Annotated in this window: 13 protein-coding genes; 2 read left to right on the top strand and 11 right to left on the bottom strand. The window is 38.1% G+C overall.

What is annotated here, in order from left to right; all coding sequences use genetic code 11:
• Window positions 1-41: 41 nt before the first annotated feature.
• The 5 genes from ACEXOE_RS15660 to ACEXOE_RS15640 all read right to left on the bottom strand — a co-directional run bounded on the left by ACEXOE_RS15660 (window position 42) and on the right by ACEXOE_RS15640 (window position 3,961).
• Window positions 42-872 (bottom strand): hypothetical protein, encoded by an 831-nt coding sequence (locus ACEXOE_RS15660; protein ID WP_394749779.1) that lies wholly within the window; start codon window positions 870-872, stop codon window positions 42-44.
• Window positions 873-992: 120 nt separating this feature from the next.
• Window positions 993-1,733, bottom strand: coding sequence for an LPS export ABC transporter ATP-binding protein (gene lptB, locus ACEXOE_RS15655; RefSeq protein ID WP_394749778.1), 741 nt, complete (start codon window positions 1,731-1,733; stop codon window positions 993-995).
• A gap of 77 nt (window positions 1,734-1,810) precedes the next feature.
• Window positions 1,811-2,161 (bottom strand): carboxymuconolactone decarboxylase family protein, encoded by a 351-nt coding sequence (locus tag ACEXOE_RS15650; protein ID WP_394749777.1) that lies wholly within the window; start codon window positions 2,159-2,161, stop codon window positions 1,811-1,813.
• The gene (gene tatC / locus ACEXOE_RS15645) at window positions 2,154-2,996 is read right to left on the bottom strand and encodes a twin-arginine translocase subunit TatC (protein ID WP_394749776.1); all 843 of its coding nucleotides are present in this window, start codon (window positions 2,994-2,996) and stop codon (window positions 2,154-2,156) included. Before tatC ends, ACEXOE_RS15650 begins: the two co-directional genes overlap by 8 nt.
• Window positions 2,996-3,961: a KpsF/GutQ family sugar-phosphate isomerase gene (locus tag ACEXOE_RS15640; protein ID WP_394749775.1), complete on the bottom strand. Its 966-nt coding sequence runs from the start codon at window positions 3,959-3,961 to the stop codon at window positions 2,996-2,998. The genes tatC and ACEXOE_RS15640 overlap by 1 nt, the downstream gene beginning before the upstream one ends.
• A 200-nt stretch (window positions 3,962-4,161) precedes the next feature.
• Between ACEXOE_RS15640 and ACEXOE_RS15635 the strand changes: the two genes are divergently transcribed.
• Window positions 4,162-6,363: a RecQ family ATP-dependent DNA helicase gene (locus ACEXOE_RS15635; RefSeq protein ID WP_394749774.1), complete on the top strand. Its 2,202-nt coding sequence runs from the start codon at window positions 4,162-4,164 to the stop codon at window positions 6,361-6,363.
• A 72-nt stretch (window positions 6,364-6,435) separates the two neighbouring features.
• Here the strand turns inward: ACEXOE_RS15635 and ACEXOE_RS15630 are convergent, their stop codons facing one another.
• From ACEXOE_RS15630 to ACEXOE_RS15605, 6 genes are all read right to left on the bottom strand, one after another.
• Entirely contained in the window at window positions 6,436-7,509 is a 1,074-nt protein-coding gene (locus ACEXOE_RS15630) for a trypsin-like peptidase domain-containing protein (protein WP_394749773.1), read from the bottom strand.
• A 16-nt stretch (window positions 7,510-7,525) separates the two neighbouring features.
• Window positions 7,526-8,695, bottom strand: a complete 1,170-nt coding sequence (locus ACEXOE_RS15625; RefSeq protein WP_394749772.1) for a type III secretion system chaperone family protein — start codon at window positions 8,693-8,695, stop codon at window positions 7,526-7,528.
• Between the two features lie 298 nt (window positions 8,696-8,993).
• A complete protein-coding gene (locus tag ACEXOE_RS15620) occupies window positions 8,994-10,325 on the bottom strand; it encodes a carboxypeptidase-like regulatory domain-containing protein (protein ID WP_394749771.1) in 1,332 nt (443 codons plus the stop codon).
• Between the two features lie 135 nt (window positions 10,326-10,460).
• Complete coding sequence (gene rluF / locus ACEXOE_RS15615) at window positions 10,461-11,201, bottom strand: 23S rRNA pseudouridine(2604) synthase RluF (RefSeq protein WP_394749770.1); 741 nt, start codon at window positions 11,199-11,201, stop codon at window positions 10,461-10,463.
• Window positions 11,202-11,295: 94 nt separating this feature from the next.
• A complete protein-coding gene (locus ACEXOE_RS15610; protein ID WP_394749769.1) occupies window positions 11,296-11,919 on the bottom strand; it encodes a hypothetical protein in 624 nt (207 codons plus the stop codon).
• Between the two features lie 196 nt (window positions 11,920-12,115).
• Window positions 12,116-14,572 (bottom strand): M14 family metallopeptidase, encoded by a 2,457-nt coding sequence (locus ACEXOE_RS15605; RefSeq protein ID WP_394749768.1) that lies wholly within the window; start codon window positions 14,570-14,572, stop codon window positions 12,116-12,118.
• A 196-nt stretch (window positions 14,573-14,768) separates the two neighbouring features.
• Between ACEXOE_RS15605 and bshC the strand changes: the two genes are divergently transcribed.
• On the top strand, window positions 14,769-16,376 hold the full coding sequence (gene bshC / locus ACEXOE_RS15600; protein ID WP_394749767.1) for a bacillithiol biosynthesis cysteine-adding enzyme BshC: 1,608 nt from the start codon (window positions 14,769-14,771) through the stop codon (window positions 16,374-16,376).
• Window positions 16,377-17,114: the final 738 nt, after the last annotated feature.

The following is a 17,114-nucleotide window of genomic DNA, read 5'->3' as shown; positions in this document are numbered from 1 at the left end:
GGGAGCGACCATTGATTGCTCCCTTTTTATTTTTCGCTATGTTATTCTTGTTTGTTGCTGCCAAAGGCGGCCAAGAGAAGCCATCCAATACCTAAGGCTAAAAAGATAAGACCCATGGGTTCTGTAAAACCTCGCATTGCAGCTCTAGCAAAACCTAAGATCGACATGAGTAATGCAGCCTTCCAACTCCCAAAGAATCCTTTCTTGGATTTAGGAGGGTTTAACGCTATCTGCCTTTGCTGTTCTTTTTCGTCTACATAGTAGTCAATGCAGAAAGAAGAAAAACTGGGTTTTTCCTGGTTTAAGCTGCAAAGTAATCCTTTCTCCATATTGAATTGCCGATTTGTACATACTTTGCACAATGCCAAACGCTCTTCGTTGGTCGTAAAACTATGATTTATAAGCGCTTCCTGTGGGTTGCTCTGTATTTCGGACAATGCGCCCATTTCGCTATATTTTCCTAAAGATTGTTTCCTTAATTGATAGGTTTTGAAAGTTAAGAAGATAATGATTCCGTTGATGATCCAAGTCACAATGACATAAATGAGCAGCGGTGTATCGGTTCCATAGGTGCGATACCCCCAAGAAATAAAATGATAGGTTTTGGACAAGAACCAAAAAATGTAGAAACCCACGACCACATAATTGATATATTCCAATACTTTAAGACGTTGATGTGCTCTTTTTTCTACCGTAATGGCCTTATTTAATACCACGATGAAAAAAATATGCAACCCTATCAATAGGGTGGGAAGTATTTGAAAACTTCTAAAAGTAAGAGTGAAACCCTCAGAAGAATACATGGTAAATCCTATGATAAGATCTAAGATTAGAAAAGAGAGTATGAGCGCGTAGGTCTTTTTCCAGTTCATTTTAGTAAGGTTTGGTTAACAGTTTTATTTGTAAAAACCTCCAAAGAGAACGGAAATACGCTGCTTTTATTTTATGGGAAAAGAAGGGGCAGGCTTAAGGGTGCTCAACCCTATGGGCCGTTAAAAATCCAGTTTCTTTTTGCGCAATTCAAAATTCTGGCCGAGATATACTTTTCGCACCATTTCATCTGCTGCCAAATCCTCCGGAATGCCCGATTTTAAAATACCTCCTTCAAACATTAAATAGGATCTTTCCGTAATGGCCAGTGTTTCTTGTACATTGTGATCCGTAATTAAGATGCCTATATTTTTTTCTTTCAATTGGGCCACAATACGTTGAATATCCTCCACGGCAACAGGATCTACCCCCGCAAAAGGCTCATCCAACAAAATAAATTTGGGATCTGTGGCCAAGGCACGTGCAATTTCGGTACGTCTGCGTTCTCCACCGGAGAGTAGATCTCCGCGGTTTTTCCGAATATGCCCTAGACTGAACTCTTCAATAAGAGATTCCATTTTCATTTCCTGCTCCTTCTTGCTGAGTTTTGTCAATTGCAAGACACTTAAAATATTCTTCTCAATGCTTAATTTGCGGAATACGGAAGCCTCTTGGGCTAGATAACCAATGCCATTTTGGGCCCTTTTGTACATTGGAAAATGGGTGATTTCCATATCGTCCAAATGAATGCGTCCTCCGTTGGGTTTAATCAGCCCTACAATCATATAAAAAGAAGTGGTCTTTCCGGCACCATTAGGCCCTAAAAGGCCAACAATTTCTCCTTGATTTACTTCAAGGGAAATTCCTTTGACCACTTGTCGCCCTCTATACGACTTCATTATATTTTCTGCTCTAAGCTTCATACTATCCGAAATTGTAATACGCTATGCGTTCAAATCTAAACTTTATTGGGGGGAAGTTAGAAAGAATTATGGAATATTTAACCTTCCTGTTCTTCCAAGGCCTCCCAATACTCATAAGCTCGTCTCAAATGGGGGACCACAATGGTGCCGCCTACAAGCGTAGCAATACCCAAGGCTTCCATAGTTTCTTCTTTGGTCACCCCTTCCTTATAGGAATTTTCCAAATGATATTTAATGCAATCATCACAGCGCAGCACTGCAGAAGCTACCAGACCTAAAAGTTCTTTGGTCTTTACATCTAGAGCACCGGCAGTATAGGCATTGGTATCTAAATTGAAAATTCTTTTGATGATTTTATTATTGTCCCCTAAAATCTTCTCGTTCATTTTAGAACGATACGCATTAAATTCTTCGACTTGATTATGCATTTTTCTTTAATTTTTTAGCTTGTTTACGCGCTTCTTTCCGCAATACAAACGCAGAAATGTAAATACTGACTTGATAGAGCACCAATACCGGCACTGCCACGATTACTTGACTCGCCACATCTGGAGGTGTGATTACAGCAGATAGAATGAGCACGACCACAAGAGCTATTTTTCGGTATTTTTTTAGAATCTGTGGAGTAACTAATCCAATTTTTGTTAAAAAGAAAATAATAATGGGCAGTTCAAACAAAATACCACAGGCAATTACAGAAGAACGTACCGTTGCGATAAAGGAACTGATATCAAATTCATTCAATACTTCTTCACTGACCTGATACGTTCCTAGAAATGTAATGGATAATGGCGCCACCACATAATATCCGAACAATACGCCCAAGAAAAACAAAAATGATGCGATGAGGATAAAACCTCTTGAATTTTTGCGCTCCTTTTCATAAAGCCCGGGACTGATAAATTTCCATAATTCATAAAGCACATAGGGGAAGCCTACTATGAATCCGGCCCAAATAGAAGTCCAGATATGTGCAGAAAACTGGCCTGACATTTGCCTGCTTTGAATGGTAAAAGGCAATACATCCCCACAAAACTTGGACTCAAAACCAAAAAAAGTAGCGATATCACAAAAAAGACGATAGGTAGGGAAACTCAGCTTTTTAGGACCAAACAAAATGGTGTCAAAAACAAATTCTTTCATTAAAAAAGCTGCACAGGCAATAATAAGAATAGCTACTGTGGAACGGATTAAATGCCAACGCAATTCTTCGAGGTGGTCCAAAAAGGACATTTCATTGGGAGATTTTGCTGTTCTTGCCATTACAATATGCCTTCATTGATTAAATTATGTAAATGTACCACGCCCTTGTATTGTTTCCCTTCAACGGCCAATAGTTGCGAAATACCCTTTTCTTGCATGACATCCAAAGCTTTTACGGCAAGTACCTCTGTAGCAATGGTTTTGGGATTGGCAGTCATGATATCTTTTGCTGTCAATTTACCGATATTTTCATGGGTGTTGAGCATTCTTCTAATATCGCCATCAGTAATGATGCCTACAATGCTATCATCTTCCATTACAGCCGTAGCACCCAGCATTTTTTCCGAAATCTCTACAATGACATCCTTAACCCTGGTATCAACGCTTACCTGGGGTTTGGCATTGTTCTGGGCAATGTCAGCAACGCGTAAATACAACTTTTTACCCAATGCCCCCCCGGGATGGTATTTTGCAAAATCACTACTGCTGAATCCTTTGAGTTTTAAGAGGCAGATGGCCAGCGCATCTCCCATGACCAATTGGGCAGTAGTACTAGTAGTAGGAGCCAAGTTATTGGGGCAGGCTTCCTTGTCTACATAGGTATTCAATACAAAATCTGCTTGTTTCGCCAAGAAGGAATCCATATTTGCGGTCATGCCTATCAATTTATTGGAACCTCGTTGAATTAAAGGGACCAACATTTTTATTTCAGGGGTATTTCCGCTTTTCGAGATACAGATCACCACATCGTCATCCTGGATGGTTCCCAGATCACCATGAATGGCATCCGCGGCATGCATAAAAATGGCTGGTGTTCCGGTTGAGTTCAGTGTGGCCACTATTTTTGATGCAATAATGGCACTTTTCCCAATCCCTGAAATAACAACACGACCTTTGGAATTTAGGATGTGATCTACAGCATTGGCGAATGCAGGTGTCAAAAAAGAAGAGAGCTGCTGAATGGCATCACTCTGTATTTCAATGGTTTTTTTTGCTATATCCAGAATAGCTTTCGTATCGCTCAAGGTAATATTAAAAAATTATCTGATTGTTTTCCTAAAAGAATGTATTATATTTAATACTACAAAATTACGTAAACTTATTTTATAGCGTATTTTAAACCGAATAAAATATTTTTAGATTGAAACACTATAATACACAGCGTGCCGTTTTTAGTTTTTGATTAAGATGGAGAAGTGAAAAATAAAAACAATAAAAGAGCATTATGGGTTTGAGCGAGACTGATTTACATGCTTCTCTTAAGAAGTATTTTGGGTTTTCTAAATTCAAAGGACTTCAAGAGGGAGTCATCAAAAACATCCTGCAAAAGAAAAATACATTTGTGATCATGCCGACCGGAGGGGGAAAATCCCTCTGTTATCAACTTCCAGCGCTGATGCAGGAGGGAACGGCAATAGTAGTCTCCCCTTTAATTGCTTTGATGAAGAATCAGGTAGACGCCATAAGGGGTATTTCTTCAGAAACCGGGGTCGCCCATGTATTGAATTCCTCTCTTACAAAAACCGAAATCAAACAAGTAAAAAGTGATATTACCGCAGGGATTACCAAATTGTTATATGTAGCTCCTGAATCCTTGACTAAAGAAGAGTATGTGGATTTTTTACAGACCGTTAAAATTTCTTTTGTGGCTGTGGACGAAGCGCATTGTATTTCGGAATGGGGACATGATTTTAGACCTGAATACCGCAACTTAAAATCAATAGTAGGGCGTTTGGGCCAAGACATCTGTATCATAGGTCTTACTGCCACGGCAACTCCAAAAGTACAGGAAGATATTGTAAAGAATTTGGGCATAACGGATGCCAAATTATTCAAAGCTTCTTTTAATAGGCCCAATTTGTTTTATGAAGTGCGGCCCAAGACTCAAAATGTGGATGCGGATATCATTCGTTTTGTAAAACAAAATCAAAACAAATCTGGAATCATTTATTGTTTGAGCAGAAAACGTGTAGAAGAATTAGCTCAAGTACTTCAGGTCAATGGTGTAAGTGCGGTGCCCTATCACGCAGGTTTTGACGCCAAGACCAGGTCCAAATATCAAGATATGTTCCTTATGGAAGATGTGGATGTGGTTGTGGCGACCATTGCTTTTGGTATGGGTATAGATAAGCCCGATGTACGCTATGTAATCCACCATGATATTCCTAAGAGCATCGAAAGCTATTACCAAGAGACCGGACGTGCGGGAAGGGATGGAGGAGAAGGACATTGCTTAGCCTTTTACTCTTATAAGGATGTAGAGAAATTAGAAAAATTTATGTCTGGTAAACCTGTTGCAGAGCAGGAAATTGGCAATGCGCTGTTGCAGGAGATCGTAGCCTTTGCGGAAACCTCTATTTCCAGAAGAAAATTTATTCTGCATTATTTTGGGGAGGATTTCGATGAGGTCAACGGAGCAGGGGCCGATATGGATGATAATACCAGAAACCCTAAAGAAAAACGGGAAGCCAAGGATAGTGTCATAAAATTGATTCAAGTTGTTCAGGGAACCAAGGAGAAATTTAAATCCAAGGAGATTGTAAAAACCCTTACCGGTCAGGTGAACGCTTTGATATCTTCGCATAAAACTGACGAGAAACCCTTTTTTGGAATTGGCTCGGACCAGGATGAAAGTTTTTGGATGGCCTTAGTACGACAGACGTTGGTGGCAGGCTTATTGCGCAAAGAAATAGAGCAGTATGGCATTTTACGGGTCACAGCGCAAGGAAAAGCCTTTTTAGAAGCTCCCGCCTCGTTTATGATGACCAAAGATCATGTATATAACAAGGCTACTGATGATGCCATTGTAAGTGCTGCAAAAGCAAATGGAGGGGTAGCGGATGAAAAGTTGCTGCGCCTTCTTAAGGATCTTCGGAAGGCCGAAGCCAATAAACTTGGCGTGCCGCCTTTTGTGGTTTTCCAAGACCCCTCTTTGCATGATATGGCGTTGAAATACCCAATTTCTATGCCAGAGTTAGTGAATATTCATGGAGTAGGTGATGGCAAGGCTAGGAAATACGGGAAATCTTTTGTAGATATGATTGCCGCTTATGTAGAGGAAAATGAAATTATTAGACCAGATGATTTGGTGGTAAAAAGTACCGGAGCAAATTCTGCCTTAAAATTATATATTATTCAAAATGTGGATAGAAAACTTCCATTGGACGATATTGCCGCTGCAAAGGGAATAGAGCTTCCGGCATTGATTAAAGAAATGGAGCAGATCGTTTATAGTGGTACTCGACTAAATTTAGGATATTGGATTGATGAAGTATTGGATGAAGACCAACAAGAAGAAATACATGAATATTTTTTAGAAGCGGAAACAGACGATGTAGAAGAGGCGCTTAAGGAATTTGATGGAGATTATGAAGATGAAGAACTGCGCCTGTATCGCTTAAAATTCATTAGTGAGGTGGCAAATTAAAGAAACAGCATAGAAAAGAAAAGCAGGACTGAATACTTCGGTCCCGCTTTTTTTGTACTATCTAGGAGCCTGTTAAGACTCCGCTTTAGCTTCTATGGACATTTCGCATCCATAAGTATCCATGAAAAAATTATCCAAGTCATCCGCTTTTAAAGCTAAATTTTTGATGTGTTCTTTTATAGCATCCGCATGATCTGTGAAAATATCGGATAGGTGCGTACGATAAGACAGGAAAATTTTATTTTCATGAACACCCAAGTAATAAGGGTTTACATTATCTTGCAACAGATACTGCATTAATTCTTGTAAATTTTGTTTGGGTAGTTTGTTCATAGGGGAGGTGGCTACAAGATAGTCTCGTTTAAAAACAAATATGCGGATCAACGCACTACCTTGGTGGAATTCCCAGAAATCCCTACCGGCTCTCCCCAAAACTGGATTCATGCCCAATTCGGTCAAAGCACCTTCTACAAAATTCGCAAAATGCGATTTTTCAAACTCTTCAAACACCGAAATATCGATATCATTACCACAGTTGGTACAGAATTCTGTTTCTTGTTCCATATAACTGTCACAAGAATTACATTTTACGCGATACATAGTATCTGTAAAACTATAGTCTGCTATTTCTTTGATCAGATCGGAATGTTTTATTCCAAAACCAACATTGTCGGCTTCCGTAAACTTTGAAGTTGTTACCCCAACCACAACACCAGCTTCATTGAGCATTGGCCCTCCAGAGTTTCCAGGGTTCACAGCGGCATCAGTCTGAATATAGTGTCTGCCGCCCATAGGTTGACTAGTGGCAGAAACAATACCTTCGGTTATGGTATAGGGCATACCAAATGGATAACCGTTAATATAGACTTTTTGGGTATTGGTTACTACCAAATCCCTATCTACGGTAATATGATTTTCAGTATTCTTAAACCCATCAATATGCAAGAATGCCAAATCAACAGTAGGATTTACCATGACTACTTGGGCTACATATCGGTCTTTCTTATAATCTTCAACGGCAACTATTTTTTCGCCTTTAATAACGTGATAATTGGTGATAATATGATCGTGACCACTAATGGTAAATCCACTTCCTGTGCCCGATGCCGTAATAATTTTAAATACTGATTTCTGTATGTTTTCCATGATGTTTGTCTTTAGATTAACCGAAGAGTTTAGCGAAGAGTCCCTTTTTTCCTTTACTGCCTGTTGTTTTTGTGGTACCGTTTAAGAAATCATGATATACTTTGGTCAATTTTCTTGCGGCTGCAGGAGTCTCCATACCCGATACCTCTTCGAGAACATCGTAGATGGCATTTTGGTGCACATCTTCCACATTATAGTTATAGAGCGTATATAGGAACGAATATTGTAAAAAATAACAAAGAGAGAAATTGTCTCCATCGTTAAGGTACTTATTTACAGTGTTTTCTCTATTTTTTGCATCATCTTGAAGAATCTTAACGGAACTTCGCCATTTCAGGGAAATAAATGCCTCTGCATGATAAATATCCTTCATGATGTCCTCTTTGCTTTTAGCACATAATTTTTGCATAAAATTGGTGCCTTTATCGATCCTGTGATTAAAATCAATATTGCCATTGAACATATTGTGTACATATTCCTGAATGTCTGTTCTTAAGGTGCCATGCACATAAGGCATATTTACAATTTTAAGAATGGAAATCACAATAATGTCCCATTGAAAGGCATCCCAACGTTTCTCCTTAAAAAAGGCACTGTATGCTTTATATTCATTGCGTATGCTGTCTATTTGTTGCCAAACTTTCTCACTTTCTTCATTTGTTAAGGGAGTAGCCCCGGATTCCTTGAAGAAATCCGCCTTGTATTTTTCAACGAATTCATCATCATAATCATCGGCATAAACACAAATTTCACGCAGAACATCATATACCTTATAGGGTTGACACATGCTAATGGGCGTATCATAACCAAACCAAAGGGTATCTTCTTTTAAATGTATTTGGGCCAGTGTCAACGGATTAAAGTTTACTTCGGTAATTTTCCGAAATAGGGCCACCTTGTTGGTCGCATCCGTAACTTTCAAAAAAGGAGCTTTTACCGAAAAAGTGGTGTCCGAAATGTCTACCTGAATTTCTGCAGATCCCTGGGACTGTACAATAGAAATATTTCCGCTGGTATCTATTCCAGATAAAAGCGTTGGATTCATATAATTTATGGTCTCTATTAGGGCCGTTCTATACGCTTTATTGTCATAGGCATCCATGGCTTTGTCCCAATGTACGACGTTGGTCATAGGCTCATGAGTGCTCTTTAATGGTCGTTGAAATTTTGGCAATACATTTTTCATCTATTGTTTTTTGTTTGTGTTTCTATATCCAAGGGCTTAATTTATAGCATAAAAATATAATTTACAACGGGTATTCGTAGCATTTATTTTCGAATAGTTTCGCTTTACCCTAAAAAGTTGTACACCACAAATATCTTAGTATTGAAGATATGGGGAACGCCTGCTTTCAGCGAAAGCTTCTGTCCCTGAAAATGGGGGGATATGCCACTAAAGGGAGCAAGAGGAATAGTGAAAAAACATAAAGCAAAAAAAAATCGGCTGAAGACCAGCCGATTTACATGAGATTACTATACCTTTCTTAAGGTTTTGAATTGCCACTTGCTCTATTGGCTCTTCGCATCTGACGCTGTATTTTCTTGATGGCAGATTCGATAGACTTTTCTGGCTCAATGATATTGTACTCTCCCCAAAAATTTGGATCGGCAAAACCAATGGCTTCATCGCTAAGGATAATAGAGGACCTTATACGTTCTTTGGATTTCAAGCGCTCTTGATCTAAATTCTTTTCCCAATCTGTTACCGCCATTTCACAGGTCATGCGATAGACCGAATTGAATAATTTTTTATCCCAATTGATTTTGAACTCCAATTGTACATTGCTATAACTGTAATACCATCTGCCATCCTTTTCGCGATAATCCACACGATAGGCCACTTCAGTAGGATAAACAGAGGCATTGCTCGGTTTTTTGCGTACGAAGAGTTTACTAGCTTCATCTCTATCTGTGACATTCAAGGAATAAATGGCACTGGTCAATATTTTCTTATCGGCATCAATATATAATTTCCCATGATATAGTGGATAGAAAACACCTTTCTTTTGTTTAAAATTGATTACATAGATCAGTTTTCCATCAATTTGCGTGGAACGGTCAAAAGTAAAGGAATAGTCGCCAATAGTTTCTTTGGCAAAAATATATTGTGGATATTTAATGATGTCTACAAACAGTGCGTTGAAAGGGCCTCCTTGCAATTTTAAGGCAACGGTATCCAATCTGCTATAGTCCGTACTCTTTCTTGCTTTGTATAGTTTTACCGCATCTCTCCTCTTAGAGGTGTAAGGTGTTTTGTAGATATTGACCACAGCCTCGGATAACGATACATTTCTTCTTCTTCTTTTTATCGTTTCTCGGTAGAAGGCTGTCATTACCGTATGATCATCAAAATAGTTATCCCCTTTCTTTGCCAAGGTTTCCATTACTAGGGCCTCTGCACTTCTTGGAATAGAAATATTCACTTCCGACAATTCGGTTACGGAAATATCCAATGAAATACGATTCTTTTTATTCTTTAAATCCGAAAGGGAAATAGATTTGCTCTTGTATCCTAAGAAAGATACGGACACCGTACCCGTAGTAATATTTTTAGGAACTTTTAAGGTAAAATCCCCTTCCGTATTGGTTACTGTACTGATATTGGTGCCATCAATAGAAATAGAGGCAAAAACCAAAGCCTTCTTGGATTGACTATCCACAACTTTACCGTCGTACTGATTAAAGTTGTTTTCCGCTTGTTGGATATCCTGGAATGCCACTGCGGCAAAACTCTCCGGAGAGGCGCTCAGAAAGGTCACTAGAACAAGAGCGGTAGTAAGAAATTTTTTACGATATGATATGATTTTTTGTATCATGATGAGTAGTTGAATAAATTTTAAATTTTCTTTTATAGCTTAATTTAGCAAAATTAACGCTTTTTTAAGCAATGAAACGTTAAAAATATGTTTATAAATTGCTACTTATCCCTTATTTTATAGTCTTCGGTCCAGTTAAATGCCGCCATCATGGGTTTTGGAAGAAGTATCCACCAAACGGTTGATTTCTTGGAGTTCCTCAGTACTAAGGTCGCGCCACTTTCCTACAGGAATATCCAGTGCAACGTTCATGATCCGTACGCGTTTTAATTTGGTGACTTTATATTCTAGATACTCACACATTCTTCGAATCTGTCGATTTAACCCCTGTGTGAGTATAATTTTGAATTGATATTTGCCCAGTTGAGTAACTTTACATTTTCGGGTAACAGTATCCAGAATAGGAATACCATTGCCCATACGTTGGATGAAAGAGGGGGTAATTGGTCTATTGACGGTTACGATATATTCCTTTTCATGATTGTTTCTTGCCCTTAAGATCTTGTTGACGATATCCCCATCATTCGTTAAAAAAATAAGTCCTTCACTGGGTTTATCCAGGCGGCCAATAGGAAATATTCGTTTAGGGTAATTGATAAAATCAATAATATTATCCTTTTCCACTCTGGTATCTGTAGTACAAACAATTCCCACAGGTTTGTGAAAGGCTAGGTAAACCAACTTTTCATGACTTTTGGAAATACGCTTTCCATCTACGCAAACTTCATCTCCGGCTACAATTTTAGTCCCCATTTCCGGTACTTTTCCATTAATGGTCACTCTGCCTTGTTCAATGAGTTTGTCCGCTGCCCTTCGGGAACAATAACCTACTTCACTTAAATATTTATTGATTCTAGTAGATGGTCCTGCTTTCATTTATCTCCTGAATTTTCAATCGGCAATGTACAAAATAGAAGGTATATTCCTTCAAGAGGAATACACATTTAAAATTGGGAAAAGGAGGCCTGGACTACTCTTTGTTGAGTTCCTCTAACAATTCCTCGTAATTGGCTATCCAGGTATACAAACGTCCGCCCAAATTAACAATGGGCTTTTTAATGGAATCCAAAGGAGTGTTTGGAAAAGACCTGCTCAACTGTTTGCGTATTTCTGGTTTTTCCTTAAGATAATGGGCTATGAAAATATAATTATTCCGTGTTAGAGGTGCAATAATACTATCACAGCCCATACAATTTTCCGTTACATATAAAGTAATTGGTCTTTTCGGTTTTATTTTTCTCGGTGGCACTTTAACAATAGTAAAGGGTTTTCTCAGAGCTCGTCTAGAGAGGCTATCATTAACATTAAGGGTATAGGTATAGGAATGCTTTTTGCCCCGAATTGGGATAATGGTTTTGAGATGTACCTTGGAAGTAGCCGGGACTCTGATAAAACGGGGCTTAGCCTTACTCTGTCTAATATTTACGCCTTTAATTTCTATTTTAACATCATAGTCGGTATCGGTTTCATTCAGCGCATATAAGGCGATCCTATTGGGAATCTTTTCTTCAATTACTTTGATGGGTTTTTCTTGGGCGTGTACAATTTGTGAAAAAAAACAGAGTACAATACCCAATTTGAGATACATTTTCATAGCTTCAACTTTCCGTTAATATCAAGACCAAAAATAAAGTGTTCATCACATGAGTAGTGTTCCTGCACCAATGTCATGATTTAGGGGCCATCTACAAATATAGAAGGAAGCTACCATGCCGGCCTGTTTCGACCGAAATAATCGATGTTCGCATCAAATACATCGTCGTAGCAACATTTTAAGGCAAGTATACTCCTTAATTCACCATAAAGAGGGCGTTGGCAAAAAATAACTTTCCATTTTCCCAAAAACCTCGAAAGAGCGGATTGTCCACCATATAGATAACACTACCACTGCCGTAGTCTTCAACACCAAATACTAAAGTGTTTTTCATTTTCTTTTTAGCTTCACTACCGGCAAAACCTGTAATGGGATCTGTAGTATTTTCAATAAAGGCCACAGTACCACGATTCAGATAGTCATAGGCGTCACTTCCTAATTTTAAGCTAAAATAAGTATCCTTATATCCGAAGGCCAAAGGATGGGTATGGTCTACTTTTGTTTTAAAGATTGCGCCGGTAATAAAATTCTTCACACGTTCTCTTTGCGTATTTTGATGGGGCAATACTTTATTTTTTGCGGCATTTTTTTCTTGTGTTTTTTCTTTGATTCCAAAGCCTTTATCGCCATCAAGTCCTTTAATAGCCCCTCCCATAGCAATAAGTTTTCCTCCTTTTCTAACCCAGGCTTTTAATTCTTTTAAGCGGGAAGCATCTAAAAAACGATTGTATCGGCCGTCCGGCAGTATAAGAACATCATATTTGGATAGATCTACCCATGAGAAATAAGAACTGTCCAAAATGGTCACCGGATAATGTAGTTGTTTCTCAAAAAAGTGCCAGACTTCCCCAAATCGCAGTGTAGAGGCAGCGTTGGCAGAAAGCACGGCCACCTTGACTTGCGGAATAACATTTACAGATCCAGAACCAAAATCCTTTCCCTTTTCAACAAAACCAGTATTTGTAGGATATAACTTTTTCAATGGATGTTTTGAAACCACTTTGGTTAAAGTGCCTAGAAAGTCCGAATGGTTTTTATTGTCGATTTTCGTAATGATCAAACTCCCTCTTTCATGATTTTTACCCTCTAAAGTGAATGGTTTTTGGGCATAGCGCACCCTTATTTTTTCTTTAAGCAAATCGGAAAGAAAGCGAGCATCTTCCATACTGTTCCAATCTGTTATATAGGCATAGGCATCTCCTTTCAAGCTTGAGGAATTTATAGAGGCCGGAGCAGTATAAGCTTCAGTATTGACCAAGTTTTCGGAGGCCGTGGCATCCAAACCATACGCATACGGTAAAGACCAAGCCGTGATATCATAGGTGAGGGAATCACTTAATTTGGCACTGGGTTCAAATAAGACCTTCACTAAAGTTCCTTTGATTTGATTGGTAGATACAACCAAACTCGAGGAGCTTGTTTTGGTACTTCCATATTTTCCCGTACTATAACGGTAACCTTTTACGGTTCCATTTTTTGCATTGCCGTATTCGATTTCATGCTGATCCAATAATGCAGTCAAAGCGCTAATACGATCGGCGTTGCCGTTAAGGACATAACTCTTGTATTTATAATTTTTTGTGGCGTGAAATTTTTTAAACTCCTCATTGAGTTTTACGGCATTGTTGGAGGCAACTTCAATAGTGGATAGTCCCGTTGTATGATGGTGCAACAACCGATCGTTTAAAGTCAAAGTATCCCCTAGGCTTGTGGTAATGGCCAATCCCGCTCGGCCACTTCCTCCTTGCTCATAGGTCATTCCTATAGCCCCGTTATAAGTGGGGTAGGTATCTCCATAACTTGGGTAAAAAAGATCAAATACTTCTTTCGTAAAGTACAACCATCCATTGCGGTCAAAATATTTTGCATGGTTTTTACCTATGGTGTTTTGAAAATCGCGTTGAAAACTACTTACCACCTCATGATAAGGCTCTGCAGCAGGGGCAAAGAAGTAGGGGTTATCTACGCCTTGTTCATGGAAATCGACATGTACATGGGGTAACCATTTATTGTATTGTCTTAGGCGTTGTTGACTTTCTACTTGTGTCAACCAGGCCCAATCACGATTCAGATCAAACATATAATGGTTAGATCGTCCCGTCCACCAACCTTCATGGTGTTCCTTGCTGTTGGGGTCTAGAGTATTTGGAGTGTTCTTGTACTGGTTGTACCAATTCACATACCTATCCCGACCATCTGGATTAATACAGGGGTCTATAATGACTACCGTATTGTCTAAATACTTACTTTTACTGGTCAATAATTCATAAACGGTTCTCATGGAAGCTTCGGTACTTACACTTTCATTCCCATGTACATTATAGCTTAACCACACAATGGCTTTAGTAGCACTTCCTTCACCTTTTGTATTTTTAAAATGATCCTTGCGAATTTCTTCCAGGTTCTGCATATTCTGAGCTGAACTTAGAAAGGCCAGCATTAGCGTTCTTCTTTCGTTGGTTTTTCCATATTCTTGAAGATGAAGACGATCCGATGCTACTTCGGCGAGATATTCATAGTAGTCCACGACCTGATGATGCCTTGTAAATTCAGTACCCAATTCATATCCCAAAAATTCCGAGGGAGATTTTATATTTTGAGCGACTAAAGAAAAGGAATACAATACGAAAAACGGAAGTAGAATTTTTTTCATAAATGGGTATTTAAATCGAATGTGCCAAAGCTAACAATAATTCATGAAATTACAGATCATTATATTGCATCGGCTTTTAGGTGTTTTACCAGATGAATTTGATGGATTGATTTCGTGCTATTTCCAACTTCTTAACGTATTTTTAGGAATTGGCAGTCACTAGAGTTTTATCTTTACCCGTATTTTTAGAAAAAGCATGAGCATTAAATATATCCCTTTTCAGGAAACTGGTTATTTTTCGAAACTTATATGTGATTATGTTGAAGAGAAAACACATCTCCGCTCCTTTTATAATAGGTATCCGAATCTTGAGAATTTTAAGGAACAATTAGAAGAAAAGGGGGCTTCTTTTTCCAAAGAAAGTAGAAAAGTACTCCATGACTGCTTAGAAGCGCAATATAAGGACACCGTCATCTCTAAAGCAACCGCAGCTCATATCAATTCCTTGAAAGAAGAGAAGACCTTTACAGTGGTTACAGGGCATCAATTGAATTTATTTACAGGTCCGCTATATTTCTTATATAAAATCATATCTACCATTAATCTTACCAAGGAATTAAAAGAAGCTTATCCCGCGTATAATTTTGTGCCGATATATTGGATGGCCACCGAGGATCACGACTTTGAAGAGATTAATTATTTTAATTACACAGGAAAGAAGATTCAATGGAATAAAGAGGCAACAGGGGCTGTTGGTCATTTAGATACTAAGGGTCTTGATATCGTGTATACAGCTTTTGCGCAAGAATTAGGGGGTAGCATTAACGCGAATACCTTAAAAGAATGGTTTGGCAAAGCCTATTTAGAGCACGACAATCTTACTGCTGCTACTAGGTATTTGGCCAATGCGCTATTTGGAACCCATGGTTTGGTGATTGTAGATGGAGATGATCATGCTTTGAAAAAACAGTTGATTCCCTATGCCAAAAGAGATATTCTGGAAAATTCCTCTTTTAAGGCGGTATCCAACACGATACATAAGATTGCAGCACTTCCGGAAAAATACAATATACAGGTAAACCCCAGGGAAATTAATTATTTCTATTTGGGAACGGGAGATATCAGGGAGCGTATTGTTGCCGACGAAAATGGATTTTATATCAATGGTACGGACATTCGTTTTACCGAAAAGGCATTGTTGGAAGAATTGGAGCGCTATCCGGAACGTTTTTCCCCCAATGTAATTGCAAGGCCTTTGTATCAAGAAGTCATATTGCCCAACCTATGTTATATTGGGGGTGGTGGAGAATTGGCTTATTGGTTGGAATTAAAGGCATCTTTTGAACTCATGGGAGTTCCGTTTCCAATGCTATTGCTCCGGAATTCGGTCTTGGCGATTAGTGAAAAGCAATTTCAAAAATTAGAGAAACTCCATATCACTCCTGCCGATCTTTTTTTAAAACAAAACAGTTTTATCAATAAAAAGATTAGGCAAATTTCCAATATCAATATTGATTTCGCACCCCAGAAAAAAGTATTGGAAGAACAGTTTGCTGCTCTTCATGAATTGGCAGAACAAACAGATGCTTCCTTTCTCGGCGCTGTAAAAGCACAAGAGGTGAAACAAAAAAAGGGATTGGACCATTTAGAAAAACGCTTGCTTAAAGCACAAAAGCGGAAACTAAAGGATCAGGTTGTTCGTATTACGGATTTACAAAATGAACTTTTTCCCGGGCAATCTTTGCAGGAAAGGAACCAAAATTTTTCTGAACTTTATTTAGAATATGGCGAAAATTTAATTCCCCAACTACTATCGTCTTTAAAACCGCTAGCGGGTCAATTTACTATTTTAAAACTTCAGTAAAGCGTTATGATCATGAGTACTATATTCTTATGACATTTCTTTATACGCGTTAACAGCTTGCATAAAAATTAATTTTTTTTAAAGAAAAAGTGTTCTTTAATTATCTTTTAGTTAATTGTTTATCAGTGTTTTATTGTTTTTTGAATCGAATTTTAGCATTCTTTTTATACATTTTTGAAAATATTTTTAGAATTCAGGTAGGGTATTCTTCCTTTGAATTGTTTTATAATAAATTGATTGAGAAATTAGACTTAGGGAATAAATCGCTATGAAAAATTTTAATAAGTTTATGTGTTTGGTTTAATTGATTTTATTTTAAAGCCTGGGGTGGTTACCAGGCTTTATTTAATTTGATTGAGTTAGTTCGAATAAAAAATTGCTGTGATTATTTGAGTTTTATGTTTGTAATTCCGATTGCTCGTCGGAATATAAATTTTAAAGTCTGGGGTGGTTCCCAGACTTTCTTCGTTTAAAAAAGATTTTTTGTAAGTAATCAAAAAACGTTCGACTATAAGAGGGAACACTTTAGAATACTAGAGTTTCATAATTTTGTAAGTTTGGTTTGGTTATTTTTCCGGGGTGGTTCCCGGGAATAAAATTTAAAGTCTGGGGTGGTTCCCAGACTTTCTTCGTTTTAAAAAAGATTTTTTGTAAGTAATCCAAAAAACGTTCGACTATAAGAGGGAACACTTTAGAATACTAGAGTTTCATAATTTTGTAAGTTTGGTTTGGTTATTT

Origin of the sequence: Spongiimicrobium salis (genome assembly GCF_043678055.1) — a bacterium.
Classification (GTDB): Bacteria; Bacteroidota; Bacteroidia; order Flavobacteriales; family Flavobacteriaceae; genus Spongiimicrobium; species Spongiimicrobium salis.
The sequence above is the reverse complement of the archived record's forward strand: the minus strand, read 5'-3'. Positions and strand labels throughout refer to the sequence as shown.